The organism is Actinoallomurus rhizosphaericola (assembly GCF_024055675.1).
GTDB lineage: Bacteria > Actinomycetota > Actinomycetes > Streptosporangiales > Streptosporangiaceae > Actinoallomurus > Actinoallomurus soli.
In genome coordinates this window covers 44,743-68,710 of the sequence record NZ_JAMXMW010000024.1, presented here as the reverse complement: position 1 = coordinate 68,710, position 23,968 = coordinate 44,743, and the positions used below count along the sequence as shown (strand labels likewise).

25 protein-coding genes are annotated in these 23,968 nt (G+C 72.7%); 10 read left to right on the top strand and 15 right to left on the bottom strand.

Annotated features, from left to right (window positions below; translation table 11 throughout):
- Positions 1-64 precede the first annotated feature (64 nt).
- Complete coding sequence (locus tag NE234_RS37995) at positions 65-532, top strand: DUF4190 domain-containing protein (protein WP_252785809.1); 468 nt, start codon at positions 65-67, stop codon at positions 530-532.
- A gap of 11 nt (positions 533-543) precedes the next feature.
- Here NE234_RS37995 and NE234_RS37990 read toward each other — a convergent pair whose 3' ends face one another.
- The 4 genes from NE234_RS37990 to sucC form a co-directional block, all read right to left on the bottom strand.
- Positions 544-1,998: a cell division protein PerM gene (locus tag NE234_RS37990; protein ID WP_252785808.1), complete on the bottom strand. Its 1,455-nt coding sequence runs from the start codon at positions 1,996-1,998 to the stop codon at positions 544-546.
- A gap of 169 nt (positions 1,999-2,167) precedes the next feature.
- Entirely contained in the window at positions 2,168-2,263 is a 96-nt protein-coding gene (locus NE234_RS46175) for a DUF397 domain-containing protein (RefSeq protein ID WP_406567120.1), read from the bottom strand.
- Between the two features lie 301 nt (positions 2,264-2,564).
- Positions 2,565-3,449: a succinate--CoA ligase subunit alpha gene (sucD, locus tag NE234_RS37985; RefSeq protein WP_252785807.1), complete on the bottom strand. Its 885-nt coding sequence runs from the start codon at positions 3,447-3,449 to the stop codon at positions 2,565-2,567.
- Between the two features lies 1 nt (position 3,450).
- On the bottom strand, positions 3,451-4,641 hold the full coding sequence (sucC, locus tag NE234_RS37980) for an ADP-forming succinate--CoA ligase subunit beta (protein WP_252785806.1): 1,191 nt from the start codon (positions 4,639-4,641) through the stop codon (positions 3,451-3,453).
- A gap of 242 nt (positions 4,642-4,883) precedes the next feature.
- Between sucC and NE234_RS37975 the strand changes: the two genes are divergently transcribed.
- On the top strand, positions 4,884-6,275 hold the full coding sequence (locus NE234_RS37975) for a glycoside hydrolase family 15 protein (RefSeq protein ID WP_252785805.1): 1,392 nt from the start codon (positions 4,884-4,886) through the stop codon (positions 6,273-6,275).
- Positions 6,276-6,278: 3 nt separating this feature from the next.
- Here NE234_RS37975 and NE234_RS37970 read toward each other — a convergent pair whose 3' ends face one another.
- The 7 genes from NE234_RS37970 to dhaK form a co-directional block, all read right to left on the bottom strand.
- Positions 6,279-6,680: a cobalamin B12-binding domain-containing protein gene (locus tag NE234_RS37970; protein ID WP_252785804.1), complete on the bottom strand. Its 402-nt coding sequence runs from the start codon at positions 6,678-6,680 to the stop codon at positions 6,279-6,281.
- 91 nt (positions 6,681-6,771) lie between these two features.
- Complete coding sequence (locus NE234_RS37965) at positions 6,772-8,235, bottom strand: right-handed parallel beta-helix repeat-containing protein (RefSeq protein ID WP_252785803.1); 1,464 nt, start codon at positions 8,233-8,235, stop codon at positions 6,772-6,774.
- 128 nt (positions 8,236-8,363) lie between these two features.
- Positions 8,364-10,676 carry a DNA helicase PcrA gene (gene pcrA / locus NE234_RS37960; protein ID WP_252785802.1) on the bottom strand — a complete coding sequence of 771 codons (2,313 nt, stop codon included), beginning with the start codon at positions 10,674-10,676 and terminating at the stop codon, positions 8,364-8,366.
- 43 nt (positions 10,677-10,719) lie between these two features.
- A complete protein-coding gene (gene dhaM, locus NE234_RS37955) occupies positions 10,720-11,139 on the bottom strand; it encodes a dihydroxyacetone kinase phosphoryl donor subunit DhaM (protein ID WP_252785801.1) in 420 nt (139 codons plus the stop codon).
- On the bottom strand, positions 11,024-11,626 hold the full coding sequence (locus tag NE234_RS37950) for a MerR family transcriptional regulator (protein WP_252785800.1): 603 nt from the start codon (positions 11,624-11,626) through the stop codon (positions 11,024-11,026). Before NE234_RS37950 ends, dhaM begins: the two co-directional genes overlap by 116 nt.
- A 46-nt stretch (positions 11,627-11,672) precedes the next feature.
- Complete coding sequence (gene dhaL / locus NE234_RS37945) at positions 11,673-12,965, bottom strand: dihydroxyacetone kinase subunit DhaL (RefSeq protein WP_252785799.1); 1,293 nt, start codon at positions 12,963-12,965, stop codon at positions 11,673-11,675.
- A complete protein-coding gene (gene dhaK, locus NE234_RS37940) occupies positions 12,965-13,960 on the bottom strand; it encodes a dihydroxyacetone kinase subunit DhaK (RefSeq protein ID WP_252785798.1) in 996 nt (331 codons plus the stop codon). The genes dhaL and dhaK overlap by 1 nt, the downstream gene beginning before the upstream one ends.
- 88 nt (positions 13,961-14,048) lie before the next feature.
- Between dhaK and NE234_RS37935 the strand changes: the two genes are divergently transcribed.
- From NE234_RS37935 to NE234_RS37920, 4 genes are all read left to right on the top strand, one after another.
- The gene (locus tag NE234_RS37935) at positions 14,049-14,759 is read left to right on the top strand and encodes a PIG-L deacetylase family protein (RefSeq protein WP_252785797.1); all 711 of its coding nucleotides are present in this window, start codon (positions 14,049-14,051) and stop codon (positions 14,757-14,759) included.
- A gap of 31 nt (positions 14,760-14,790) precedes the next feature.
- On the top strand, positions 14,791-15,732 hold the full coding sequence (locus tag NE234_RS37930; protein WP_252785796.1) for a nucleoside hydrolase: 942 nt from the start codon (positions 14,791-14,793) through the stop codon (positions 15,730-15,732).
- A 28-nt stretch (positions 15,733-15,760) separates the two neighbouring features.
- Positions 15,761-16,198, top strand: coding sequence for a GNAT family N-acetyltransferase (locus NE234_RS37925; RefSeq protein ID WP_252785795.1), 438 nt, complete (start codon positions 15,761-15,763; stop codon positions 16,196-16,198).
- Between the two features lie 92 nt (positions 16,199-16,290).
- Positions 16,291-16,785 (top strand): beta-class carbonic anhydrase, encoded by a 495-nt coding sequence (locus NE234_RS37920; RefSeq protein WP_252785794.1) that lies wholly within the window; start codon positions 16,291-16,293, stop codon positions 16,783-16,785.
- A gap of 115 nt (positions 16,786-16,900) precedes the next feature.
- Here the strand turns inward: NE234_RS37920 and NE234_RS37915 are convergent, their stop codons facing one another.
- Positions 16,901-17,545, bottom strand: a complete 645-nt coding sequence (locus tag NE234_RS37915; protein ID WP_252785793.1) for an alpha/beta hydrolase family protein — start codon at positions 17,543-17,545, stop codon at positions 16,901-16,903.
- Between the two features lie 145 nt (positions 17,546-17,690).
- Here NE234_RS37915 and NE234_RS37910 point away from each other — a divergent pair, with 145 nt between their 5' ends.
- Positions 17,691-18,614, top strand: a complete 924-nt coding sequence (locus NE234_RS37910; protein WP_252785792.1) for an AraC family transcriptional regulator — start codon at positions 17,691-17,693, stop codon at positions 18,612-18,614.
- Positions 18,615-18,778: 164 nt separating this feature from the next.
- Here NE234_RS37910 and NE234_RS37905 read toward each other — a convergent pair whose 3' ends face one another.
- On the bottom strand, positions 18,779-19,450 hold the full coding sequence (locus tag NE234_RS37905; protein WP_252785791.1) for a LuxR C-terminal-related transcriptional regulator: 672 nt from the start codon (positions 19,448-19,450) through the stop codon (positions 18,779-18,781).
- The gene (locus tag NE234_RS37900; RefSeq protein WP_252785790.1) at positions 19,447-20,613 is read right to left on the bottom strand and encodes an ATP-binding protein; all 1,167 of its coding nucleotides are present in this window, start codon (positions 20,611-20,613) and stop codon (positions 19,447-19,449) included. Before NE234_RS37900 ends, NE234_RS37905 begins: the two co-directional genes overlap by 4 nt.
- A 129-nt stretch (positions 20,614-20,742) precedes the next feature.
- Here NE234_RS37900 and NE234_RS37895 point away from each other — a divergent pair, with 129 nt between their 5' ends.
- Both NE234_RS37895 and NE234_RS37890 read left to right on the top strand, forming a co-directional pair.
- Positions 20,743-21,975 (top strand): PspC domain-containing protein, encoded by a 1,233-nt coding sequence (locus tag NE234_RS37895; protein WP_252785789.1) that lies wholly within the window; start codon positions 20,743-20,745, stop codon positions 21,973-21,975.
- Positions 21,962-22,147, top strand: coding sequence for a hypothetical protein (locus tag NE234_RS37890; RefSeq protein WP_252785788.1), 186 nt, complete (start codon positions 21,962-21,964; stop codon positions 22,145-22,147). The genes NE234_RS37895 and NE234_RS37890 overlap by 14 nt, the downstream gene beginning before the upstream one ends.
- A 79-nt stretch (positions 22,148-22,226) precedes the next feature.
- On the opposite strand, the gene NE234_RS37885 is transcribed toward NE234_RS37890, so the two are convergent.
- The gene (locus tag NE234_RS37885; RefSeq protein WP_252785787.1) at positions 22,227-23,198 is read right to left on the bottom strand and encodes a zinc-binding dehydrogenase; all 972 of its coding nucleotides are present in this window, start codon (positions 23,196-23,198) and stop codon (positions 22,227-22,229) included.
- A gap of 154 nt (positions 23,199-23,352) precedes the next feature.
- On the opposite strand from NE234_RS37885, the gene NE234_RS37880 reads away from it, so the two are divergent.
- A complete protein-coding gene (locus NE234_RS37880; protein ID WP_252785786.1) occupies positions 23,353-23,958 on the top strand; it encodes a TetR/AcrR family transcriptional regulator in 606 nt (201 codons plus the stop codon).
- The last annotated feature ends 10 nt before the right edge of the window (positions 23,959-23,968 follow it).

Genomic DNA, 23,968 nt, shown 5'->3' with positions numbered 1-23,968 from the left:
TGGGCGGGCCGTATCAGCCTATCGGCCGCCGCTCGGCTCGGTTCAGCCGACACCAGGAGGATCAGTGAGTGACGCGCCAGGCCCCGGCCAGGCCGGGCCGCAGACGCAGCTCCCCGAAGCACCCCGTCCGCCCCTGCCGCCCACCGCGCCCGAGCGCGGCGGTCCTCGCGCACGCCTTCTCGGCATCGCCGGGCTCGTCCTGACGGTCCTGTTCCTCCCCGCCGGGCTCGTGCTGTCCATCGCGGCGGTCGTGACGGGCGTGCGCTCCCGTAAGCGGGCCCGGCGGGTCCTCGCCCCCGCGCCCGGCGCGGTCGCGGGAGTGGTGATGGGCACGATCGGGCTGGTCGTGTGCCTCTCCCAGATCGGGCTGTACGCGGTGATGTGGGACGACTTCAACGGCTACGTCAAGTGCCGTGAGTCGGCCCTCACGTTCGATGACAAGAAGACCTGCCAGGACCAGTGGCTGCCGCGCATCGAGCGCCGGCTGCACCTGCCGAAGGACTCGCTGCGGCAGCACCCCTCCTGGTACTGACCGGCGGCGGGTCAGCCCCGGTCGCGCGGGGGACGCCTCCTGATCGGTGCGGCCCCGCCGGGCCCGTCCTGCCCGCGCGGCCGCAGCCCGGTCCGCGAGCCGGTCCACTCCCCGATCGGGATGACGCCCTCGGGCAGCGGCTCGTCGACGGTGGCCAGCACCGGGTCCGGATCCTCGAACTCGAGCTCCTCCGTGTCCGGCTCCTCGTCGTCCAGGGGCTCCGGACGGGAGCGCAGGCGACGTGACAGCCGCCAGTTGGCGATCCAGGCGGCGATCGCCGCCGACACGCCGACCTCCAGCGCGGCCAGCAGCCCGGTCTGCCACGCGGAGGGCCCCATCACGGCCATCCGCCCACCGCCGAGCGGGCCGCCGGACAGCGCGGCGAGGAAGGCGATCACACCGCCCGTCGCCACGCCGGACACGAACCCCCACAGCGGCGCCGCCTCGGTCGCCTCCGTCGGCTGGTACCGGATCGTGAAGACGCCGCCGACGGCTCCGGCGACGAACGGCACGGCCAGCGCGAGCAGCGACACGGCCGGCGCCGGGCCCGGCTCCGGCAGCGCGGCGAACGGCGGGAACGCCGGGATCATGCCGACGAACACCCCGGACGGCGACACGCTCGTTCCCGCGCCGACCGCGAACCCCGGCCCCACGGCGTACGCGACGGCCCACAGCGCGGCGTTCGGCAGGTACACCAGCCCGATCAGCACCACCAGGATCCCGCCGACGACGCCCGGCTTGAGCACGTCGTAGAGGTTCTCGGCCTCGGACAGGTGGAACAGCAGGGACGCCAGGAAGATCAGCACGCCGAAGCCGAGCAGGACGACCGTCGCGCCGGTGACCCCGGCGGCCACCGAACGGGCCCGCCGGGGCAGCAGCCCCAGCATCGCGACCCAGGGCGCGCGGTTGGTCGTGGACACCAGCGTCCGCGCCGCCCCGAGACCTCCGGCGAACATGGCCAGCAGGAAGCACAGCAGCAGCGCCTGCCACGCCGACGGCCGGATGGCCGACGAGCTCGCCACGAGCGCGAGCAGTCCGGACAGCACCGCGTACGGGATCGCCAGCGCGAACGCGGCGTGCGTGACGCCGATCCGGTACCGGCCCCGCACCCGGCCGGTCCGCGCGATCCAGCCGCCGGCGCGGAACAGCAGCGCGCCCGGCAGGATCATCAGCCCGAGCGGCAGCAGCCCGACCCGGCCGCGCGGCACCGTGAACCCCGCGTGGTGCGCCATCAGCCAGAACCCGACCGCCGTGCGGAAGACGCCCGGCAGGCCGGTGCCGAGCGCGCCGCGCGGCGCGGCGATCCAGCCGAGCAGCGTGATCGTCGTCAGCACGGTCAGGCCGATGCCCGCCGCCCAGACCGCCGCCACGATGCCGGTGACGGCGAGGGGGCGCGTCACGGTCTCGGCCACGGGCGACGGGCCGGTCTCCTCGAGGTCCGCGTCGTCGTGGTCCGTCGTGGTCATCGGTCGCTCACCACTCCTCATTCGCGCCGGGCCTCCCCATGCTGGCAGCGCGGAACCGGCGAATCCGCGCACCCGCCCGGCGTGTCGCCCCATACCGGGCGACACGCCGTGCCGGGCGAACATGCGAGAAGCCCCGCCGGGAGCCGGCGGGGCTTCGACAGGTCGCGATCTATGAGGTGGTCTCATCTCCTCGGTCGCGGACGACAGCGACTTCTACGCAGTCGCCCCCGTTCGAGGAGTAGCTGCTTTTCGTCCAGGTGGCCACTGGTCCTCCGGAAGGTGCTGGGAGGCAATAAAGGATCCCGCCGGCTCCCCGCCGAAGACGGGTCGACGGGCGCAGAAGTGGCCAGGCCCGGCCAGCAGGAGTGATCGCAGAGTACCCGCTGACGTCGCGGTTGTCACAAGGCAGTCAAAGCCTCTATCCGCTGCGTGATGAGGTTCGGCGACTCTTCACGCGGCGGCCCGGGCGTCGCAGGACGCGCGAAACGTTCCCCGGCGCCATCGAACGCGAAGACGCCCGGTCCGGGAGGCCCCGGCCGGGCGTCTTCGAAGGCTGCCCCGCGGAATCAGGCGGACATGATCTCGCGCATGAGGCGGGCGGTCTCGCTGGGGGTCTTGCCGACCCGGACGCCGACCTTCTCCAGGGCCTCCTTCTTGGCCTGGGCGGTGCCGGAGGAGCCGGAGACGATCGCGCCGGCGTGGCCCATCGTCTTGCCCTCGGGGGCGGTGAAGCCCGCGACGTACCCGACGACCGGCTTGGTGACGTGCTGCTCGATGTACGCCGCGGCGCGCTCCTCGGCGTCACCGCCGATCTCACCGATCATCACGATCGCGTCGGTCTCGGGGTCGGCCTGGAACGCCTCCAGGGCGTCGATGTGCGTGGTGCCGATGACCGGGTCGCCACCGATGCCGACGCAGGTGGAGAAGCCGATGTCGCGCAGCTCGTACATCATCTGGTAGGTCAGCGTGCCCGACTTGCTGACCAGGCCGATGCGGCCGGGGCTGGTGATGTCGGCCGGGATGATGCCGGCGTTGGACTTGCCCGGCGAGGCGATGCCGGGGCAGTTCGGCCCGATGATGCGGGTCTTGCCGCCCTTCTCGACCGCGTGCTTCCAGAACCAGGTGCTGTCGTGCACCGGGATGCCCTCGGTGATCACGACGCACAGCGGGATCTCCGCGTCGATGGCCTCGACGACGGCGTCCTTGGTGAACTTCGGCGGCACGAAGACCACCGACACGTCGGCGCCGGTCTGCTCCATCGCCTCGGCGACGGTGCCGAACACCGGGAGGTCCCGGCCCTCGTGCGTGACGGTCTGCCCGGCCTTGCGGGCGTTGACGCCGCCGACGACGTTCGTGCCGGCGCGCAGCATGCGGGCGGTGTGCTTGGAGCCCTCACCGCCGGTCATCCCCTGGACGATGACCTTGCTGTTCTCGGTCAGCCAGATCGCCATCTCATGCCCCCTGCGCGGCCAGCTCGGCGGCACGGCGCGCCGCTTCGTCCATCGTCTCTACCTGCTGAATGACCGGGATCGCGGCCTCGTTGAGGATGCGCCGGCCCTCCTCGGCGTTGTTGCCGTCGAGCCGGACCACGATCGGCCGGTCGACGGTCTCGCCGCGGTCGCCCAGCAGCTTGACGGCCTGGACGATGCCGTTCGCGACGGCGTCACCGGAGGTGATGCCGCCGAACACGTTGATGAAGACGCTCTTGACGTCGGGGTCGCCCAGCACGATCTCCATGCCGTTGGCCATGACCTCGGCCGAGGCGCCACCGCCGATGTCGAGGAAGTTGGCCGGCCGCTGGCCGCCGTACTGCTCGCCGGCGTACGCGACGACGTCGAGCGTGGACATGACCAGGCCCGCGCCGTTGCCGATGATGCCGACCGAACCGTCGAGCTTGACGTAGTTGAGGTCCTTCTCCTTGGCCTTGGCCTCGAGCGGGTCGGCGGCGGCCTTGTCCACCAGGGCCTCGTGCTCGGCCTGGCGGAAGGAGGCGTTGTCGTCGAGGGTGACCTTGCCGTCGAGGGCGACGACCCGGCCGTCCTGCGTGAGGATCAGCGGGTTGACCTCGACGAGAAGGGCGTCCTCGTCGACGAAGACGGCCCAGAGGCGCTCGATCAGCTCGGCGGCGCCGTCCAGGGCCTCGGCGGGCAGCCGGCCGGCGGTCGCGATCTCGCGGGCCTTGGCCCGGTCGACGCCGGCCAGGGCGGAGATCGGAATCTGGGCCACCGCGTCCGGGTTGTTCGCCGCGACCTCCTCGATCTCCATGCCGCCCTCGACCGAGCAGATGGACAGGAACGTCCGGTTCGCGCGGTCGAGCAGGAACGAGAAGTAGTACTCCTGGGCGATGGCGCTGGCCTCTTCGACGAGGACCTTGTGGACCGTGTGGCCCTTGATGTCCATGCCGAGGATCTGCCGCGCCTTCTCCTCGGCGTCGGCGGGTGAGTCGGCGACCTTCACGCCACCGGCCTTGCCACGGCCGCCGGTCTTCACCTGCGCCTTGACGACGACGCGCGAGGTGCCGGCCGCGGCGAACTCCTCGGCGATCGCGCGGGCCTCCTCCGGCGTCGTGGCGATCTTGCCGGTGGGGACCGGGACGCCGTACTCCGCGAAGAGCTCCTTCGCCTGATGTTCGAACAGGTCCACGGGGGTCCGTCCTTAACGGGATCGACAGATAACGACCGCGTCCAAGCGGTCCGCTCCGACCAGGCAGCCTAGTCCTTCCACGACGCGGCGCGGGCCGGTGGGTCCGCATGCGACGCGTCGCGCGAATGACGGCCGGGTAAGCAGCCGATGTCGTCGAAGTGCCCTGCGCCGTTTGATGTACTGGAACGTCATCGACGGCGGGAGCCCGAGGTCGGGCGCGAGACGGTACGGGAGGTGCGGCGGTGACGCGGAAGACGGCACGGAGCGTTCGCCGCGTCGCCCTGCTGCTCCTCGTGGCCTCGCTCAGCGCCACCTGCGCCGCCGCGCTGCCGCGGCCCGGTGACGCCCCGTGGCGCAGCCCCGGCCTGCTCGGCAACGGGGGCTGGCCGTTCGCGCGGGTGCCGATCACGCCGGAGGACGCGGCCGGCGCGTCGTTCGCCCCGGGCAGCTCCGTCCTGATGCTGCCCGACGGCCGGGCGCAGCTCATCCCGTTCGGCGCGGACGAGCCGGTGGCCGTGCACCGCGACGATCCCCGGGTGGCCGACGCGATCCGCTCCGACCAGGCGTGGCTGGCCGCCGGCGCGGTTCCCGGCGCCACCCGCGAGGATCGCGACGCGGCCGCCCGCGCCCTGCTCGACCTGCGCATGCTGACCCTGCCGAACGGCGCCTCGACCGCCTCCTGGTACGGCGCGTGGAACTACGTGTGGCCGCGCGACGCCGCGTTCACCGTGGCGGCGTTCGCCGCGACCGGCCACGGCGGCGACGCGCAGCGGGTGCTGTACTTCCTCGCCCGCGCCCAGGCGCCGACGGGCCTGTGGGCCGCGCGCTACCTGCCCGACGGCGCCGCTGTCGCCGACGGCCGCGAGGTGCAGCTCGACAGCCTCGGCTGGGTGCTGTGGGCGACCTGGTTCCTGCGCGCGAAGGACCCCCACGCGGTCGACCTGGACACGCTGTGGCCGATGATCCGCCGGGCCGCCGACCGGTCCGCGACCGTCCTGCGCGGCGACGGCCTGCCGCCGCCGTCGCCGGACTACTGGGAGCGCAGCCCGGCGCGGGAGCAGGCGCCGCACGCGCCGACGCTCGGCGTCTGCGCGCCCATGCTGGCCGGCCTGCGGGCCGCCGCGGCCCTGGCGGCGGACCGCGGCGACGCCGGGGCGGCGCAGCGCTGGAAACGGGCCGCCGACCGGCTGGCCGCGGCCGTCGAGCGGCACTTCGGCCCGTACGGCTATCCGCGTTCGCCGATCCCGGGCGGCGCCGTGGACGCCTCGGTCGCCTTCCTGGCACCGCCGTTCGCGAACCCCGAGCCCGGCGTGCTGTCCGCCGTCGCGCGGATCCGGGACCGGCTGCGGCTGCCGGGCGGCGGCGCGGTGCCCGGCGAGAAGTACGGCGCCGGCGCCGCGTGGACCCCGGAGACCGGTCTGTTCGCGCTGGAGGCGGCGGCGATCGGCGACAGGTTCGGCGAGCACGACTGGCTCGACTGGCTCATCGCGCACCGCTCGACGCTCGGGTCGTTCCCGGAGAAGGTCGACGACCAAGGCCGTCAGGCCGGGGTCGCCCCGCTCGGCTGGACGTCGGCCCTGGTGGTGCTGGCCCTCAGCGCCGAGCGCACGCCGCTGCCCGTCCCTCCGGGCTGAGGGTCAGTCCTCGCCGCCGACGTTGGCCCGGACCCACTCGACGATCTCCTGGGTCGTCGCGCCGGGTGTGAAGATCCTCGCGACGCCGAGCTTCTCCAGCTCGGGGATGTCGGCGTCCGGGATGATGCCGCCGACGAAGACCGTGATGTCGAGGGCGTCGCGGTCCTTCAGCAGCTCGACGACCTTGGCGCAGAGCGTCATGTGCGCGCCGGACAGGATGGACAGCCCGATGCCGTCGGCGTCCTCCTGCAGCGCCGCCTCGACGATCTGCTCGGGGGTCTGGTGCAGCCCCGTGTAGATGACCTCCATGCCGGCGTCGCGCAGCGCGCGGGCGACGACCTTCGCGCCGCGATCATGGCCGTCGAGACCGGGCTTGGCGATGACGACGCGGATCGGACCCGCCATTACTGCCTCCTACCGGGATGCGTGAGCTGCCTCGCACACTAGTCGTAGCACGCCGGGCCGCCGCCGAGCGGCCCTGACCGTTCCGGGGCGGTCAGGACGCGGGCTTGGACGGGGCGGTGAGCCAGCCGCAGCGGGCGGGCTGCGGGCGGCCGGGGGCGTAGGCGGCGCAGGCGGTCACGACCGCCGTCTTGGCGGGGTTGCCCTGCTGGGCGTACGGCCCTCCGGAGGACGGGTGGTCGCAGTCGGGCAGGGCCGCCGGGTCGCTGCGCGGCCGGCCCCAGGACGAGGCGTTGTTCTGCCAGCAGTTGCGGTCGCCCTGCTCGTCCCACCAGAAGTCGACGCCGTTCGGCGCCGACGCCCCGAACGGCGTGACGCCCATCAGGTTGCCGACGTAGCGGTTGCCGTGCGAGGTGTCCCGTTGCTTGGCGGGGTCGGTCTCGCCGCGACGGCTCGCCGGAATCCAGTACTGGGCGATGCCGTAGCGCCAGTTGTCGTAGACGAAGTTGCTCGCGTAGGTGTTCTCGTCGCCGCCCGCCAGGAGCATGCCGGTGCCGACCGGCACGGCGCGCGCCGGGCAGTGCGACCCGCAGTCGCGGTACGGATCGGCGTTGTTGCCGAACACGCGGTTCGCCACGAACATCGCGTGGTTCTGCGGCATGCCGACCGCCTGCACGCTGCTGTCGAGCACCGCGCCCGTGGCGTTGCCGGAGAACTCGTTGTCGTGGACGTACACCGAGTCACCGGCCGTCCCGGAGTAGCCGATCAGGTTGCCGTGGGAACGGCAGTCGCGGATCTCCACGGACAGCCGGTTGCCGCGCTGGTCGGAGGCGGAGGCCGTGGCGATGCCCGCGTCGCCGTTGCCGGTCGCCTCGCAGTCGGCGATCACACCGTGGTCGGTGCCGTACGCCGCGAGGCCGTCCCGGCCGTCGTCCCGGGCGGTGACCCGGTCGAGGACGAACCCGTCGGTCTCGACGACGGCCACGCCGTCCTCCTTGAAACCGCGGACCGTGACGCCCCGGAGGTAGAAGCCGTCGGCGCGGTCGGCGCGGACGCCGATCGGCTTGTCCCCCTCGACGACGACCCCGTCGCCGACGCCCTCGATCTGCAGGTCGCCCAGGCCGAAGACGCTGATCAGGCTGCGCAGGTGGGGGCAGGCGCGCTCCTGCTCGTACGTCAGGGTGCTCGCGCCGGCGAGCGCGCGACAGGCCCCGGACGGAGCGGCCAGACTCGGCTGCTCGCGGTACGTCCCGGGGAGGACGTAGATCGTGGTGCCGCGCTGCCGCACGGCGTCGACGGCCGCCTGGACGTCGTGATAGGCGCACTCGGGCGCGAGCTGCTGCGCCAGGCCGGTGTAGTGACCGCCGGGCTTGCAGACCACCAGCCGCTGCGTCGCCGGCGCCGGGCGATAGGCGGGGATGTGGTAGACGCCGGCCGGCGGGGTGACCGCGCGGCCCGGAGAGGCCGCGGCGGACGACGCGAGAACCGACGACGTGATTACGGTCGTGCTCAGTGCGGACACGACCGCGACGAGGAGACGCCGCGCGAACCGCCCCATTTTCCTCCCAACGGGCCGCAGGTGCTCCCACGTGCATCATGACGGTCCGCGCGCCTCATGTCGACGCCCGCATCCGGCCATATCGGCCGTGCAACCATTTTCGGCTCCGCTACGTACGCGACCGGAGGCTAGAGCTTCTCGATCGGCGCGTAGCGGAGGACGAAGCGCTTGACGCCGTAGTCGCCGCCGAAGTCGACCGTCGCGGCGGCCTTCTCCCCGGCCCCGTCGACCGAGACGACCGTGCCGAGGCCGAACGAGTCATGGACGACCCGCTCACCGGGGGACAGCGCGGGCACCGGGCGGTTGCCCGGCGAGCGCACGCCGGGCCGCTGCGACAGCGACGCCATCGCCGGAGTCGCCTGCGCGCCCTGGCCGCCGCCCTTCCACTCGACGAGCCTGTCGGGGATCTCGCCGAGGAACCGCGACGGCGGGTTGTACGAGGGGGCGCCCCAGGAGCTGCGCATCGTCGCGCGCGAGACGTAGAGCCGCTGCCGGGCGCGGGTGATGCCGACGTAGGCGAGCCGCCGCTCCTCCTCCAGCTGCTTGGCGTCGCCGAGCGAACGCAGGTGCGGGAAGACCCCGTCCTCCATGCCGGTGAGGAACACGACGGGGAACTCCAGGCCCTTGGCCGTGTGCAGGGTCATCAGCGTGACGACGCCCTCGTGGCCGCGGTCGCTGGGCGGCACGACACCCGCCTCGCCGCCGGGGATCTGGTCGGCGTCGGCCACCAGGGCGACCTGCTCCAGGAACTCCACGAGCCGCCCCTCAGCGCCGGCGGGCGCCGGAGCCTCCGCCTCCTCCCCGTCGGCCGCGGGCGGGACGACACCGGCGGCGAGGCGCTCCTCGAACTCGGTCGCCACGGACTCCAGCTCGCGGAGGTTCTCGATGCGGGTCTCGTCCTGCGGGTCGCGGGAGGCCTCCAGCTCCGCGAGGTAGCCGCTCCGGGTCAGGATCGCCTCGATCAGCTCGGCCGGCGTCGCGGTCTCGACCATCTCCTGCAGCTCTTCGAGCAGCGCGACGAAGTCCTTGATCTGGTTCAGCGAGCGGGTGGCGATGCCCGGCGCCTCATCGGCGCGGCGCAGCGCCTGCCAGAACGAGACGCGCTCGCGGCCGGCGAGGGCCTCCACGCAGGCCTCGGCGCGGTCGCCGATCCCCCGCTTGGGAACGTTGAGGATGCGGCGCAGGCTGACGGTGTCCTCGGGGTTGGCGAGCACCCGGAGGTAGGCGAGCAGGTCGCGGATCTCCTTGCGCTCGTAGAACCGGACGCCGCCGACGACCTTGTACGGCAGGCCGACCCGGATGAAGACCTCTTCGAACACACGCGACTGGGCGTTGGTGCGGTAGAAGACCGCCACGTCGCCGGGCGCGACGTCCTCCTCGTCGCTGAGCCGGTCGATCTCCTGGGCGACGAACGCCGCCTCGTCGTGCTCGTTGTCGGCGACGTACCCGCTGACCTTCGGCCCCTCGCCCTGGTCGGACCACAGGCGCTTGGGCTTGCGGTCGGCGTTGCGCTCGATGACCGCGTTGGCCGCCGACAGGATCGTCTGCGTGGAGCGGTAGTTCTGCTCCAGGAGGATGACGGCCGCGTCAGGATAGTCGCGCTCGAACTCCAGGATGTTGCGGATCGTCGCGCCGCGGAAGGCGTAGATCGACTGGTCGGCGTCGCCGACCACGCACAGCTCGGCGGGCGGGACGTCGTCGTCGCCGCCGGCCTGCCCGACCAGCTCGCGGACCAGGACGTACTGGGCGTGGTTGGTGTCCTGGTACTCGTCGACGAGGACGTGCCGGAACCGCCGCCGGTAGTGCTCGGCGACGTCGGGGAACGCCTGCAGCAGGTTGACCGTCGTCATGATCAGGTCGTCGAAGTCCATCGCGCCGGCCTGCCGCAGCCGCGCCTGGTAGGTCGCGTACGCCTCGGCGAGGGTCTTCTCCATGTGCGTCGACGCCTGGTCGCGGAAGGTCTCGTAGTCGATGAGCTCGTTCTTGAGGTTGGAGACCTGGGCGGAGAAGCTGCGCGGCGGGTAGCGCTTGGCGTCCAGGTCCAGCTCACGGCAGACCAGCGCCATCAGCCGCTGCGAGTCGGCCTGGTCGTAGATCGAGAAGCCCGACGGGAAGCCGAGCCGCTTCGCCTCACGGCGCAGGATGCGCACGCACGCGGAGTGGAACGTCATCACCCACATCGCCCGCGAGCGCGACCCCACGAGCGCCTCGACTCGCTCCTTCATCTCCCCGGCGGCCTTGTTCGTGAACGTGATCGCGAGGATCTCGCCGGGCTGCGCGCCCCGCTCCGCGAGCAGGTAGGCGATCCGGTGGGTGAGGACCCGGGTCTTGCCCGAGCCCGCCCCCGCGACGATCAGCAGCGGACCGCCCTGGTGGGCGACCGCCGCGCGCTGGGCGTCGTTGAGGCCGTCGAGAAGAGGGTGGCTTACGAGCGTCGACACTCAATGAAGGGTATTGGGTGTCGCCGACAGCCGCGCCCCGCTCTCAGGTCTTGCGGAAGCCGTACGCCTCGTTGGCGGCCCGTACGACGGCGGCCACGTCCCCGCCGCAGGCCGAGGCCGAGGCGGCCGCGACGGCGCCCTCGACGAACGGCGCGTCGGCGAGCACGACGTTCGTCTCGGGCTCGCCGGGGCGGCCGGCGCGGGAGTCCTCCAGCTCCTCCAGGTACGTACGGGCGGTCAGGACGGAGGAGCCGAGGTCGGCGATCAGTACGACGCCGGCGCCGCCGTCGGCCTCCCGTACGGCCTGCTCCACGAGGTCGATGCTCGTGCCCAGGCCGCCCTCGCCGTCACCCCCGGCGGGCCGTACGGCGACCTCCCCGACACCCAGCTGCGCGGCGAGTTCGGCGGCTCCCTCGGCGAGGGCCCTGCTGTGCGAGACCAGCACGATTCCCACGGTGCTCATGCACCAGATGGTGCCGCATTCCGGGGCATCTGATGCATGTGACCTGACCCTGCCCGCGACCGGCCGGGCCCGCGGCGGGCCGGGTCGGCACGAGATCGACGAGTTCGTCGACCGACGGCCCGGCGCCCTCGCCGCCGTCGGCCGAGGCGTCGATGACCGCCAGCAGCGCGCCGCGCAGCCGCTGCGCCGCCGCGATCCGCTGCTCCGTCTGCTCCAGTTGCCGGCGCAGCAGCTCCCGCAGGTCGGTCCCGCGGCCGTCCAGCACGTCCCCGATCTCGGCCAGGGACAGCCCGAACCCACGCAGCGCGAGGATCCGGTGCAGACGGCGCACCTCCGCCGGGCCGTAGCACCGCCGCCCGGCCCCGTCCCGGGCGGGTGACAGCAGGCCGAGCCGGTCGTAGTGGTGCAGCGCCCGTACCGTCAGCCCGGTCGCCCGGGCCAGCTCCCCCACCGACAGCGTCCGGCTCGCATCCGCGTCTGGCGTCATGTGCGGGACGGTAGATCCTGACGTCGCGTCAGGCGCAACCCCCGCGTCACGCCTCATCGGCGGTGTCGACGCCGTCGGGGAGGAGGCGCTGCCGCCGCCGGCGCATCTCCTCCAGCTCTTCGGGGCTGAGGCGGGACGCCATCTCGGCGCGCCTGCGCTGCAGCTCCTCGACCTCCTCCGGGCTCAGCCGGGCCATCGCCTCCTGCCGCCGCCGGTTCATCTGCTCGAACTCCTCGCGGGTGAACTTACGGTCCATCGTCACCATCACCTCGATGAGTTCGACGAGTTCATCGGCCGACGGGCCGACCCCCTCGCCGTTCCGGGCCGACGCGTCGATGACCGCCAGCAGCGTGCGGCGGAGCCGCTGCGCCGCCGCGATCCGCTCCTCGGTCTGCTCCAGCTGGCGGCGCAGCAGGTCCCGCAGGTCGGCTCCCGCGCCGTCCAGGACGTCCCCGATCTCGGCCAGGGACAGCCCGAACCCGCGCAGGGCGAGGATGCGGTGCAGGCGGCGGACCTCGGCGGGGCCGTAGCACCGCCGCCCGGCCCGGTCCCGGGCGGGCGACAGCAGGCCGAGCCGGTCGTAGTGGTGGAGGGTCCGTACGGTCAGCCCGGTGGTCCGGGCGAGCTCCCCCACCGACAGCGCTCGGCCGGCGGTGACATCTGGCGTCATGACCGGGACGGTAGGTCCTGACGCCACGTCAGGCGCAAGCCGCCGGCGCTCCGAAGGCGAGGCGCGGGCCGCCGTCCCCCCGGCGAGGGCGCGGAACAGCAGGACGGTCGAGGCGGCCCCGGGGTCCAGGTGGCCGACGCTGCGCGGGCCGAGGTAGCTGGCACGGCCCTTGCGCGCCTGCAGCGGCACGGTCGCCTCCGCGCCCTTCTCCGCGGCGTCCAGGGCGGCCCGCGCGGCGGCGGCCGGTCCGTCGCCGGCCGCGGCCTCGTACGCCGCGACCGCGGGCGTGAGGGCGTCGACCATCGTCTTGTCCCCTTCGACGGCCTTGCCCAGCTCCTGGACGGCGTCGAGCGCCGCGCGCAGGGCGGTGGCCAGCACGGTGGCGTCCGCGTCGGCGGCGTCGCCGAGGGCCTTGCCCGCCCGGCGCAGCGCGCCGCCGTACAGCGGGCCGGACGCGCCGCCGGTCTTGGACACGAGGGCCCGGCCGGCGGTCATGAGGACCTTGCCGGGCGGCAGGTCCGGCCCGAGGGCCTCGACGGCCGCCCGCAGGCCGCGGTTCAGGTTGGCGCCGTGGTCACCGTCCCCGATCGCGGCGTCGAGGCGGGTCAGGCGGTCGGCGTCGGCCGCGACGAGTTCGGCGAAGCGTTCGATCCAGCGGCGGGTGTCCATCAGCGGCCCCACCGCAGGCCGGGCGTCTCCACCGGGGCGTCCCACAGCTCGGTGAGCTGCGGCGTGAGGCGCAGGACCGAGATCATCACGCCCGCCATCTCCAGGCTGGTCACGTAGTTGCCGACGAGCGAGCGCGCCACCGTGACACCGTGTCCGCCGAGCCATTCGGCGACGGCGGCGTACGCGACGTACAGCTCCATCAGCGGGGTGCCGCCCATGCCGTTCACCAGGACGAGGACCTCGGACCCGGACAGGGACATGTCCTCGTCGATCGCCGACAGCGCCACGTCGACGATCTCCGGGGCGGGGCGCAGTTTCGTACGCTCGCGGCCGGGCTCGCCGTGGATGCCGATGCCGAGCTCCATCTCGTCCGCGCCGAGCTCGAACGTCGGCCGTCCGGCGGCCGGGACGGTGCAGGCGGTGAGCGCGACGCCGAAGGAGCGGGTCCGCTCGTTGACCTCGCGGGCGACGGCGGCGACGTCCTGCAGCGACCCGCCCGCCTCGGCCAGCGCGCCGGCGGTCTTCTCGGCGAAGAGGGTGGCGCCGGTCCCGCGCCGCCCGGCGGTGAACGTGCTGTCCTGGACGGCCACGTCGTCGTCGATCACGACGGGTACGACCTCGATGTCCTCGTCCTCGGCCAGCTCGGCGGCCAGCTGGAAGTTCAGGACGTCACCGGTGTAGTTCTTCACGATGTGCACGACCCCGGCGCCGCCGGACGCCGCGGTCGTCGCGGCGAGGATCTGGTCGGGCACCGGTGAGGTGAACACCTCGCCGGGGCAGGCGGCGTCGAGCATGCCGTACCCGACGAAGCCCCCGTGCAGCGGCTCGTGCCCGGAGCCGCCGCCGGAGATCAGCCCGACCTTGCCCGTACGAGGGGCGTCGGCCCGGACGATGATGCGCTGGTCCAGGTCGACCCGCAGCGACGGATGCGCGGCCGCCATGCCGCGCAGGGTGTCGAGGACGACGTCGTCGACGTCACCGATCAGTTTCTTCATGGGTCCGGGATACCCGCATCGCCCCCTCCGGCGCCAGAGTTGTGGCTGATTGAGGGGTTAAAGGAGCACATTTCCTATGATGACGACCGTGATCGACGACGTTCAGCGCGCTCTCGTGGTGATGGCCCACCCCGACGACATCGACTTCTCCTGTGCCGGCACGGTCGCGACCTGGGTCGAGGCCGGCATCGAGGTCTCCTACCTCCTCGTCACCGACGGCGACGCGGGCGGTTTCGACGACGACGTCCCGCGCGAGGAGATGGGCCCGCTGCGCCGGGCGGAGCAGACGGCGGCCGCCAAGTGCGTCGGCGTCACCGACCTGCGCTTCCTCGGCTACCCGGACGGGCGCGTCGAGCCGACCCTCGACCTGCGCCGCGACATCGCCCGGGTGATCCGGCAGGTCCGTCCCGACCGGGTCGTCATCCCCAGCCCCGAGCGCAACTACGACCGCATCTACGCCGGGCACCCGGACCACCGGGCGGTCGGCTCGGCGGCGTTCGACGCCGTCTACCCCGACGCCCGCAACCCGTACGCGTTCCCGGAGCTGCGCGCCGAGGGACTGGAGGCATGGACCGCCCGGGAGATCTGGATGACCGGCGGCCCGTCCCTGAACCAGTACGTCGACGTGACCGACGTCTTCGACCGCAAGCTCGCGGCGCTGCGCGCGCACGTCAGCCAGGTCTCCCACCGCGACGACCTGGAGCAGATGCTGCGCGGCTGGATGGGCGCGAACGCCCGCGGCGGCGGCCTGCCCGAGGGCCGCCTGGCCGAGGTGTTCCAGGTCGTCCCGGCCGAATAGCCCCACCCTGAACGAAGAGAGACGGACGACGTTGGCACCGAAGATCCTGCTCGACTGCGACACCGGCATCGACGACGCGATCACCCTGCTGTACCTGGCGAAGCTCGTGAAGGCCGGGGAGGCGGAGCTCGTCGCCGTCGGCACCGTGCACGGCAACGTCGCCCCCGAGGTCGGCGCGCTCAACACCCTCCGCGTCCTCGAACACGCCGGCCTGCCGGACGTGCCCGTCGCCGTGGGCGCCGTCCGCCCCATGGCCCAGGACGTGGACTACGCACCCGACTGGCACGGCGCCGACGGGCTGGGCGACACGTACCTGCCCGAGCCGGCCGGCCGCCCGGTCGAGACGACCGCGCCGGAGCAGATCATCCGGCTGGGCCGGGAACGACCCGGCGAGCTGACGCTGGTGGCCGTCGGCCCCCTCACGAACCTCGCCATCGCGCTGCTGCTGGAGCCGTCGCTGCCGACGATGTTCCGCGAGGTGGTGATCATGGGCGGGGCGTTCGACCACCAGGGGAACGTCACCAGCCACGCCGAGGCCAACATCTGGCACGACCCGGAGGCCGCCGAGCTCGTGCTGAGCGCGGGCTGGCCGGTCACGCTCGTGCCGCTCGACGCCACCCACCCGACCGCGGTGGACGGGGCATGGCTGGACCGCCTGGCCGGGGCGGACTCCGACCTCGCCCGGTTCGCCGCCCGGATCCTGGAGTTCTACGCCACCGCCTACTCGCCCTCCCTCGGCATGCGCGGCGCGGTCATCCACGACGCGCTGGCCGCGATGCTGGCCGTCGACCCGTCGCTCGGTGAGTACGCCGAGCGGCCCGTACGCGTGGAGCTGCGCGGCGAGCGGACCCGCGGCGCGACGCTGTGGGACCGCCGCTCCTACGCCGACGAGGGCGACCGCCCGGTCGTGAAGGTCGCCGTCGCGAGCGACGTGGCGGCCTTCCAGGACCGCCTCCTCGCCGCCCTGCTGTGAACGCTCCTAGGTCCTAGGATCCTGGGTCATGGGTGACAGGAAACCGCAGGTCGCGGCCTTCGCGGAGCTGGACGCCGGCACGCTCTACGCGTTGCTGAGGCTCCGCGTGGACGTCTTCGTCGTCGAGCAGGAGTGCCCGTACCCGGAGCTGGACGGGCGGGACACCGAGCCCGGCACCCGGCACGTGTGGCTGTCCGGCGACTCGGGGGCCCCGGAGGCGTACCTGCGCGTGCTGGAGGACCCCGACGGGGCGCGGATCGGGCGGGTCGTGACGGCGCCGCACGCGCGCGGGGCCGGACTGGCGGGGCGGCTCATGGAGGCCGCGCTGGAGGTCGTCGGCGACCGTACGGTGCGGCTCGACGCGCAGACGCGGGTCGCGGGCTTCTACGCGAAGTACGGCTTCGCCGTCGACGGGCCCGAGTACGTCGAGGACGGCATCCCCCACGTCCCCATGATCCGCCGCTGACCTCCCCCGGCGGCATCGAGGGGCGGAGGATTCCGGAAACCGGCTTCGTGATGGAATGGAGTGATCCATTTTCGAGAGGGGAGCCGTCACGCATGTCCGTCACCGATGAACTGCTGGAGAACGCCCGGCGCTACCGCGAGGGCTTCGACGCCGAAGGCATGTCGGCGGCGCCGACGCGGCACGTGACGATCGTGGCGTGCATGGACGCCCGCCTCGACATGTTCGGCCTGCTCGGCCTGGAGATCGGCGACGCGCACATCATCCGCAACGCCGGCGGCGTGGTCACCCCGGACGTGATCCGCTCGGTGTCGATCAGCCAGCGGATGCTCGGCACCCGCGAGATCGTGCTGATCCACCACACCTCCTGCGGGATGCAGGGCATCACCGACGACGGATTCCGCGAGCAGCTGTTCGCCGACACCGGTCTCAGGCCGGACTGGGCGGTCGAGTCGTTCACCGACGTGGACGAGGACGTGCGCCAGTCGATCGCGCGGATCACGGCCAACCCGTTCGTCCCGCACAAGGACTCCGTGCGCGGGTTCGTCTTCGACGTGGAGTCCGGTGAGCTGCGCGAGGTCACCGTCTAGGACCACGTGACCGGATCCGACCCCGAGGGCCGTGTTCTGCCCGGCCGAGGAGCCCGGCGGGCAGAACGCCACCATCATCGTCGGTCCTCGCGGTGCCGTCGCGTGCGCGCAGGGTCTACTTCGACTCGACGCGTCCGATCGGTGCCGTACTCCCGGCGAGCACCGCGGTGGCCCGCGCCCAGGCCGGATCCTCGGGGTAGAGCTCGCTCCGCAGATAAGCCCAGATGAGCGCTCGTACGGCAGCGACACGGTCGGGGTTCTCGTCGGTGGTCTCGGCCGCGTCGAAGGTCGAGATACCGCCCAGCCCATGCTCCGCGTCGAAGATCTCCAGCCGGGTCTTCGGCGCGGGAGCCGCGGTGTAGGGATCGCTTCGCCAGTCCTTCCGGTCGGAGAAGAAGGGGTTCCAGTCCCTCTCTCCGACGACGATGAGGACCTTCGGCGTCATGCCGTCGAATTCGGTGCTGGTGAGCGCCGCGTAGGGCTGCGCCGCCGGGCCGTTCAAGTCCTCACCGCGACCGGGCGCGGCGATCATGACACGGGCGCCGAACCGTTCGTCGACGGCTCCCACCGTCGACCCGTCGGCGGCGTCGGTGATGGTCTGGCCCGAGATCAGGCCGACCGTGTGACCGCCGGCCGAGTGACCGACGGCGGCGATCCGGCCGGCGTCCAGGCGCCCCGCGAGTCCCGGAACGGTGCGCTCGATGTCGCCGAGGTGGTCCACGATCTGGCGAAGATCTTCGCCCCGTGACTTCAGGTACATGCATACGTCGACGGGTCCTTCGCGGGATCGTTGTTGTACTCCATGGGGTGCTCCTTCTCGGGTGCCGGCTATGGCTCCAGTCTGCGTTCGTCCGGCTGAACGGAGAATGCTTGACAGGACGAAATTTCTTCGCGAGAGTTCAGCCATGGTCATCGACCATCTGTCCGAGGTGTTCGACCTCATCGAGGTTCGCGGCCAGATCTCCGGCGCGTTCGCGGTGCGCGGCCCCTGGGTGACGCGGTCCGCCATCACGAGCCCGCTGAAGCTGTCGGTGCTGGTTCGCGGCCGGTGCCGGCTGTCGACCGACGGGCTCGATGCCCCGATCGAGATGGAGGCCGGCGACGTCGCGGTCCTGACCGGCCGCTCGTGGCTGCGTGTCGAGGGCGGCGCCGGTGACGGTCCGCCCGTGGAGTTCACGCCCGAGCCGGGGGATTACGCCCTGCGCGTCGGCGACGCGGACTTCGCCGTCGACGACGTCATCCTCGGTGGCCACGTCGAGCTCAACCCGGCCGGTGCGGCGCTGTTGACGCAGGCGCTGCCGCCCGTGGCGGTCATCCGGGCGTCCGATTCCGCCGCGCCCGCCCTGCGCGCGTGCGTCGACCGGCTGGTCGAGGAGGTGACGGGCGAGCGGATGGGCGCCGCCTTCGCGATACGCCAGCACGCCCAGCTGTTCCTCCTGGAGGTGCTCCGGGCGTACCTCGGCCAGGCCGAGCCGCCGCCGGGATGGCTGCGGGCGCTGACCGATGACCGGCTGCGTCCCGCACTGACCCTCATGCACGGCGAACCCGGGCGGTCCTGGAGTCTGGAGGAGCTGGCCCGTGCGGCGGCGATGTCACGGACGTCGTTCGCCGTGCGCTTCCGCTCCGTGGCGGGCGTCCCCCCGCTGACCTACCTCAACTCCTGGCGGATGCTGCTGGCCCAGCGGGCGCTGCGCGACGACGACGTCCGGATCGGGGCACTCGCCGCACAGCTGGGCTACACCTCGGAGAGCGCCTTCAGCACCGCCTTCAAACGCGAGGTGGGCGAGGCGCCCCTGCGCTACCGGCATCGGCTCCGGCAAGCGTCGTGACCATCGGCGCGCCGGCGGCGACACCACCCGGCGGTCCCGGCCCGGCGCAAGGCCCGCCGCCGATCCAGGCGGGGTCACCGCCGATCCAGGCGGGGTCACCGCCGATCCAGGCGGGGTCACCGCCGATCCAGGCGGGGTCGCCGCCGATCCAGGCCGGGTCGCCGTCAGACGAGGCGGCGGGCGGCGGCCCAGCGGGACAGCTCATGACGGTTGGAGAGCTGGAGCTTGCGGAGCACCGACGACACGTGCGTCTCGACGGTCTTCACCGAGATGAACAGCTCCTTGGCGATCTCCTTGTAGGCGTAGCCGCGGGCGATCAGCCGGAGCACCTCGCGCTCGCGCTGGGTGAGCTGGTCCAGCTCCGGGTCGATGGACGGCGCGTCGGTCGCGGCGAACGCGTCCAGCACGAATCCCGCCAGGCGGGGTGAGAAGACGGCGTCGCCCTCGGCCACCCGGCCGATCGCGCTCGTCAGCTCCGGGCCGGAGATCGTCTTGGTGACGTAGCCGCGGGCGCCACCGCGGATCACGCCGATGACGTCCTCGGCCGCGTCGGACACCGACAGGGCCAGGAAGCGCGTCGGCGCCGCCTGGTCCGCGGTCGCGCCCTCGGCGGGGCCGGTACGCGCGGCGCCGAGCACCCGGCGCAGCACCTCGACGCCTCCACCGCCCGGCAGGTGGACGTCGAGCAGCACCACGTCGGGCCGCGTGGCCGCGATGACCTCGACGGCCTCGTCCACGTCGCCCGCCTCCCCGACGATCTCCACCGAGTCGCCCAGCTCGGCCTTCACGCCGCTGCGGAACATCTGATGATCGTCGACCAGCACCACACGCGTCATGAGCGCTTCAACTCCAGTCTCACTTCGGTTCCCTCGCCCGGAGCCGTACGGATCTCCGCCTTGCCGCCGTTGCGCTCCATCCGTCCGATGATGGACTCCCGGACGCCCATGCGGTCCACCGGTACGGCGTCGAGGTCGAAGCCCCGGCCCCGGTCCCGTACGAAGATCATGACCTCGTCGCCGTCCACCTCGGCGTAGACCGAGACGGAGGGCGTCTCACCGTTCGCCCCGCCGCCGTACTTCGCGGCGTTGACCATGGCCTCGCGGGCGGCCTGCAGCATCGCGCCGAGCCGCTCGTCGAGCGGGCAGTCGCCGACGCACACGACCTCGATCGGGACGCCGTGGTGATCCTCCACCTCGGCGGAGATCTTCCGTACGGCGGGGGCGAGCGCCTGCTCGGCGTCGGCCTTCGGCTGGTACAGCCAGGCGCGCAGATCCCGCTCCTGGGCACGCGCCAGCCGCTGGACCTCCTTCGGGTCGTGCGCGTTGCGCTGGATCAGCGTGAGCGTGTGCAGCACCGAGTCGTGTACGTGTGCGGCCACTTCGGCCCTCTCTTGTGATCGGATCCGCTCCCGGCGCTCGTCGTCCAGGTCGTGCCACATGCGCAGCAGGTAGGGCGTGACGATGACGCCGACCCCGGCGAGGACGATCGTGGAACCCAGCAGAACCTGCCCGACGTGCTGGATGTTCTGCAGCAGGAACGCGGCGAGCCCCGCGATGACGAGGGCCGCGCCGACGACGCTGCGCATCCACAGGGAGCGGGTGTTGCGGACCCAGCGCCGCCGGTGCTCGGGGTCGGCCTGCTGCCAGATGATGCCGACGCCGACACCGCCCGCCACCAGGGGCCACAGCGCCCGGCGCTCGGTGACCGAGGTGAGCGTGAACGCCGACAGCACGCCGATGAGCACGCCGTACGCGAACAGCTGCGTCCAGTCGCGCCGCGGCCGGACGTCGGACCGCTGCGGGACGAGCAGCCACAGCGCCACGTAGGCGATGACGCCCACGCCGGCGCCGATGAGCACGGCGAACGCCACGCGGACGATGACGAGGTCGATCCCGAGGTGGTCGGCCAGGCCACGGCAGACGCCGGCGGCGATCCGGCCGTCGGCGCGTCGTTCGAGGCGCGGAGGAGCGTCGGCGGCCTCACCAGGGTTCTCGGGCACACGCCGATGGTCACATGTTCCCGCCTCTGATCGCATCGGGGCTGTCCCTGGGCCGACCCCGAGATGCTCAGGGGAGGGTCAGGGGTGTCCCGGATGGTAATCGGGAGCGGCGTTCGCGACGATAGGCCCATGACCGAGGACAGCGCGGCGCCGTCGCGGCGGCTCACCCGGGCTCAGGAGGGCCGGCTCATCACGGGAGTGTGCGCCGGTCTGGCGCGGTACACCCGGATCGACCCGGTGGTGTTCCGCGTGGGCTTCGCGCTGCTCGTCCTCACGACCGGGGTCGGCGTCCTCCTGTACGTCTTCGCGTTCCTGCTGATGGGCGCGCCCGACGGCGGTCCCTCGAAGATCGAGCGGTGGGCCCGGCGGCTGTTCGACGGCGACGGCGCGCTGACGCTGCTCGGCGCGGCCCTGGGCGCCTCGGCGGTGTTCGCGGCCGCGGGCGACTGGGGCTCCCCGGACGCGCTCGCGGCGTTCGTCGTCTTCGCGCTGGCCCTGGTGGTCGCGCGCTCCCGCGGCGTCGATCTCGTGGGACTGGCGCGTGGCCTGCCGGAGGCCGCGCGGGGCCGTCCGCTGTCGTCGTGGACTCCCCCGGTCGCCCCGGGCCCGCCCTATCAGGCGCCTGACGGTATGATCGATCTTGCTCGTCTGGCGCGCGCGGAACCGCTCGGAACAGAACCGCTCGAGACGGATCCGCCTCCCCCCTCGCCGCCATGGCCCTCGTCCGTCGTTCCGCGTCGGCGTCGGTCGTACCTGACGGCGTGCACTCTGGTGACCGCGGTCCTGGTGGCGGGCGTGCTGTACGCCGCCGGAGATCGGCGACCGGACCTCGGCCGCCTCCAGATCATCATCGCCGGCGCACTCGTCGTGGTGTCGGCCGGTCTTCTCATCGGCTCCTGGTTCGGCCGGGACCGCAAGCTGATCTTCGTTGGAGCGATCATGTCTCTGGCACTCGCATCGAGCTCGATCGCCGGCGATCCGGCCGTCGCGCGAAGAACGCACGCCACGACCTGGCGACCCGCCGACGTGTCGAACGCCGAGCAGTCCCACAAGGTCCTCGTCGGGGAGGGAACGGTCGACCTGACCACGGTGCCGCTGGCCCCCGGGCAGCGGGTCCGCGTCACCGCGACCGTGACGCTCGGCGTGCTCATGGTCAGGCTGCCCGCCACGGCACGGGTCGAGCTGGACGCGCAGTCGTTCCTCGGCGACATCACCGTGGACCGGCAGATCACCAGCGGCCCGCGGGCGAAGGTGCGGCGCGTGCTCGACCCGGAGGTGCGCCCGGCGGGCGCGGCGCCGGTCATCGCGCTGCGCCTGCGGGGCACGGTCGGGGACCTGGAGGTCACGCGTGTTCCGGCATAGGTTCGACCCGTCCTCACTGATCGCGGCGGTGGTGTTCCTGGGGGTCGCCGTGTGCTATCTCGGGGGCCGTCCCCCCGTCTGGGTGGTCCCCGGCGTCGCCGTCGCGCTGGGGGTCATGCTCGTGTTCCGCGGGATCTTCCGCGCCCGGCGCCGCGATCCGCGCGTCCGCTGACCGCCGTGCGCGGCGGTCGGCGCGGATCGGCCGCCCGCACACTGACCGGGGGTTCGGGTCCGTCCGCGGGCGGCCGGGGTCACGGCGTGAGGAGGACGGCGCCGATGGTGCGGCGTTGTTCCAGGTCGGTGTGGGCGTCGCACGCCTGCTCCAGCGGATGGATCGCGTGGACGCGCGGAACCAGGTCGCCGGCCGCGGCCGCGTCGAGCGCCTGCAGGGCGTCGGCGCGCTGGTCGGCCGTCGGCCTGGCGAAGGCAATGCCCAGCGGTCCGGTCACCGACAGGCCGCGTCGCACGATCTGGTGGACGTCCAGCGGGAGCCAGGTGCCGGAGGCGAAGCCGTACACACCGATGCGGCCCCCGCCGTCCGCGGCGGCCTGGAGCGCCTGTTCGCCGATGGCGCCGCCGATCGCGTCGAGGACGACCTCGGCGCCGCGTCCGCCGGTCGCCTCACGGACCTGGTCCACCCAGTCGGGCGTGCTGTAGTCGACGGTGACGTCGGCACCGAGGTCGGCCACCACGGCGAGTTTGCCCGGGCTGCTCGCGGCCCCGATGACGTGGGCGCCGGCGGCCTTGGCCAACTGCACCAGCAGCGACCCCACGCGTCCGGCCGCCGCCGTGATCAGGACGGTCTCACCGGCCTGTACCCGCATGGCCGACAGGATGCCGATGCCGACGGCGCCGGCCTGGAACACCGGGATCGCGCGCTCCAGCGGTAGCCCGTCCGGCACCGGGTAAACGCCGTCGACCTCGGCCAGAGCCAGCTCGGCGTAGCCGCCGGTGTTGCCGACGGTGGTGGCCACCACCCGCCGCCCCAGCAGCGACGGATCGACGTCCGGTCCGACCTCGACGACCCGCCCGCCGACCTCGATGCCCGGCTCGTACGGCAGCGGCATGGGGTAGCGCCCTGAGCGGACGATGGTCTCGGCGTAGATCGCCCCGGCCATCTCCACGGCCACCACCGCCTGCCCGGCGGCGGGGCGCGGCGGCTCGGCCTCCTCGATCCGCATGACCTGCGGTGGTCCGAATTCACGCACGCGAACTACGCGCATCCGATGGCTTCCTTCCGGCGTTGACGGTGCCTACCGACTGAGACACCATGTCTCGATCCGGGCATCCTGCCCGTGATCAAGTGTTGTGGCGCACCGAGGGCGACGGCAAGGATCATTCCCGCCGTGATGTCCCGGTCGAGACAAGGAGCACAGATTGCCGCAGCAAGCCGAGAACCTGCGCGTGCGGCGCACCCGCACGCTGCTGCGCACGGCGCTCATCGAGCTCATCGAGGACCGCGGCTTCGACCGGCTCACGGTCGGTGAGCTCACCGAACGGGCCATGGTCAGCCGGGCCGCGTTCTACCGGAACTACCGCGACAAGTACGACCTGGTTGAGCAGATCTTCGATGAGGCCATCGCCGCGCTCATCGGGACGATGTCCGACGAGCAGCGGCCCGTGGAGGAGCGCTGGGCCTCCTTCTTCGAGCACATCTCCGAATACCACCGGCTCTACGGCGCCCTGCTCGGCAAGAAGGGCAGCCCGTGGTTCGCCGACCGGATGCGCGCCACGCTGGCCGACATGGCCGGCCGGCACGTGCCCGAGGCGCCCGCCTCCTCGACCCGCCCGCCCGCGGTCGGCCTGGTGCCGACGTTGATGGCGGCGATGTTCGTCCAGGCCATCACCTGGTGGCTGGAGAACGACCGGCCCCTGCCCCCGCGCACGATCGCCGACCAGACCGCCCGGCTCGCCTCCGCCCTGCTCACCGAGGCCGGCAGTTGGCCCGCCTCCGCACCGATGAGCTATACACGTCACGTATAGCTGATGTGTA

Coding starts and splice junctions, on each gene's coding strand:
- NE234_RS37990 (WP_252785808.1), bottom strand. CDS start 1,998: ATGACCACGACGGACCACGACGACGCGGACCTCGAGGAGACCGGCCCG.
- sucD (WP_252785807.1), bottom strand. CDS start 3,449: ATGGCGATCTGGCTGACCGAGAACAGCAAGGTCATCGTCCAGGGGATG.
- NE234_RS37970 (WP_252785804.1), bottom strand. CDS start 6,680: ATGGCGGGTCCGATCCGCGTCGTCATCGCCAAGCCCGGTCTCGACGGC.
- NE234_RS37965 (WP_252785803.1), bottom strand. CDS start 8,235: ATGGGGCGGTTCGCGCGGCGTCTCCTCGTCGCGGTCGTGTCCGCACTG.
- dhaM (WP_252785801.1), bottom strand. CDS start 11,139: ATGAGCACCGTGGGAATCGTGCTGGTCTCGCACAGCAGGGCCCTCGCC.
- NE234_RS37950 (WP_252785800.1), bottom strand. CDS start 11,626: ATGACGCCAGACGCGGATGCGAGCCGGACGCTGTCGGTGGGGGAGCTG.
- dhaL (WP_252785799.1), bottom strand. CDS start 12,965: ATGGACACCCGCCGCTGGATCGAACGCTTCGCCGAACTCGTCGCGGCC.
- dhaK (WP_252785798.1), bottom strand. CDS start 13,960: ATGAAGAAACTGATCGGTGACGTCGACGACGTCGTCCTCGACACCCTG.
- NE234_RS37925 (WP_252785795.1), top strand. CDS start 15,761: ATGGGTGACAGGAAACCGCAGGTCGCGGCCTTCGCGGAGCTGGACGCC.
- NE234_RS37920 (WP_252785794.1), top strand. CDS start 16,291: ATGTCCGTCACCGATGAACTGCTGGAGAACGCCCGGCGCTACCGCGAG.
- NE234_RS37915 (WP_252785793.1), bottom strand. CDS start 17,545: ATGTACCTGAAGTCACGGGGCGAAGATCTTCGCCAGATCGTGGACCAC.
- NE234_RS37910 (WP_252785792.1), top strand. CDS start 17,691: ATGGTCATCGACCATCTGTCCGAGGTGTTCGACCTCATCGAGGTTCGC.
- NE234_RS37905 (WP_252785791.1), bottom strand. CDS start 19,450: ATGACGCGTGTGGTGCTGGTCGACGATCATCAGATGTTCCGCAGCGGC.
- NE234_RS37895 (WP_252785789.1), top strand. CDS start 20,743: ATGACCGAGGACAGCGCGGCGCCGTCGCGGCGGCTCACCCGGGCTCAG.
- NE234_RS37885 (WP_252785787.1), bottom strand. CDS start 23,198: ATGCGCGTAGTTCGCGTGCGTGAATTCGGACCACCGCAGGTCATGCGG.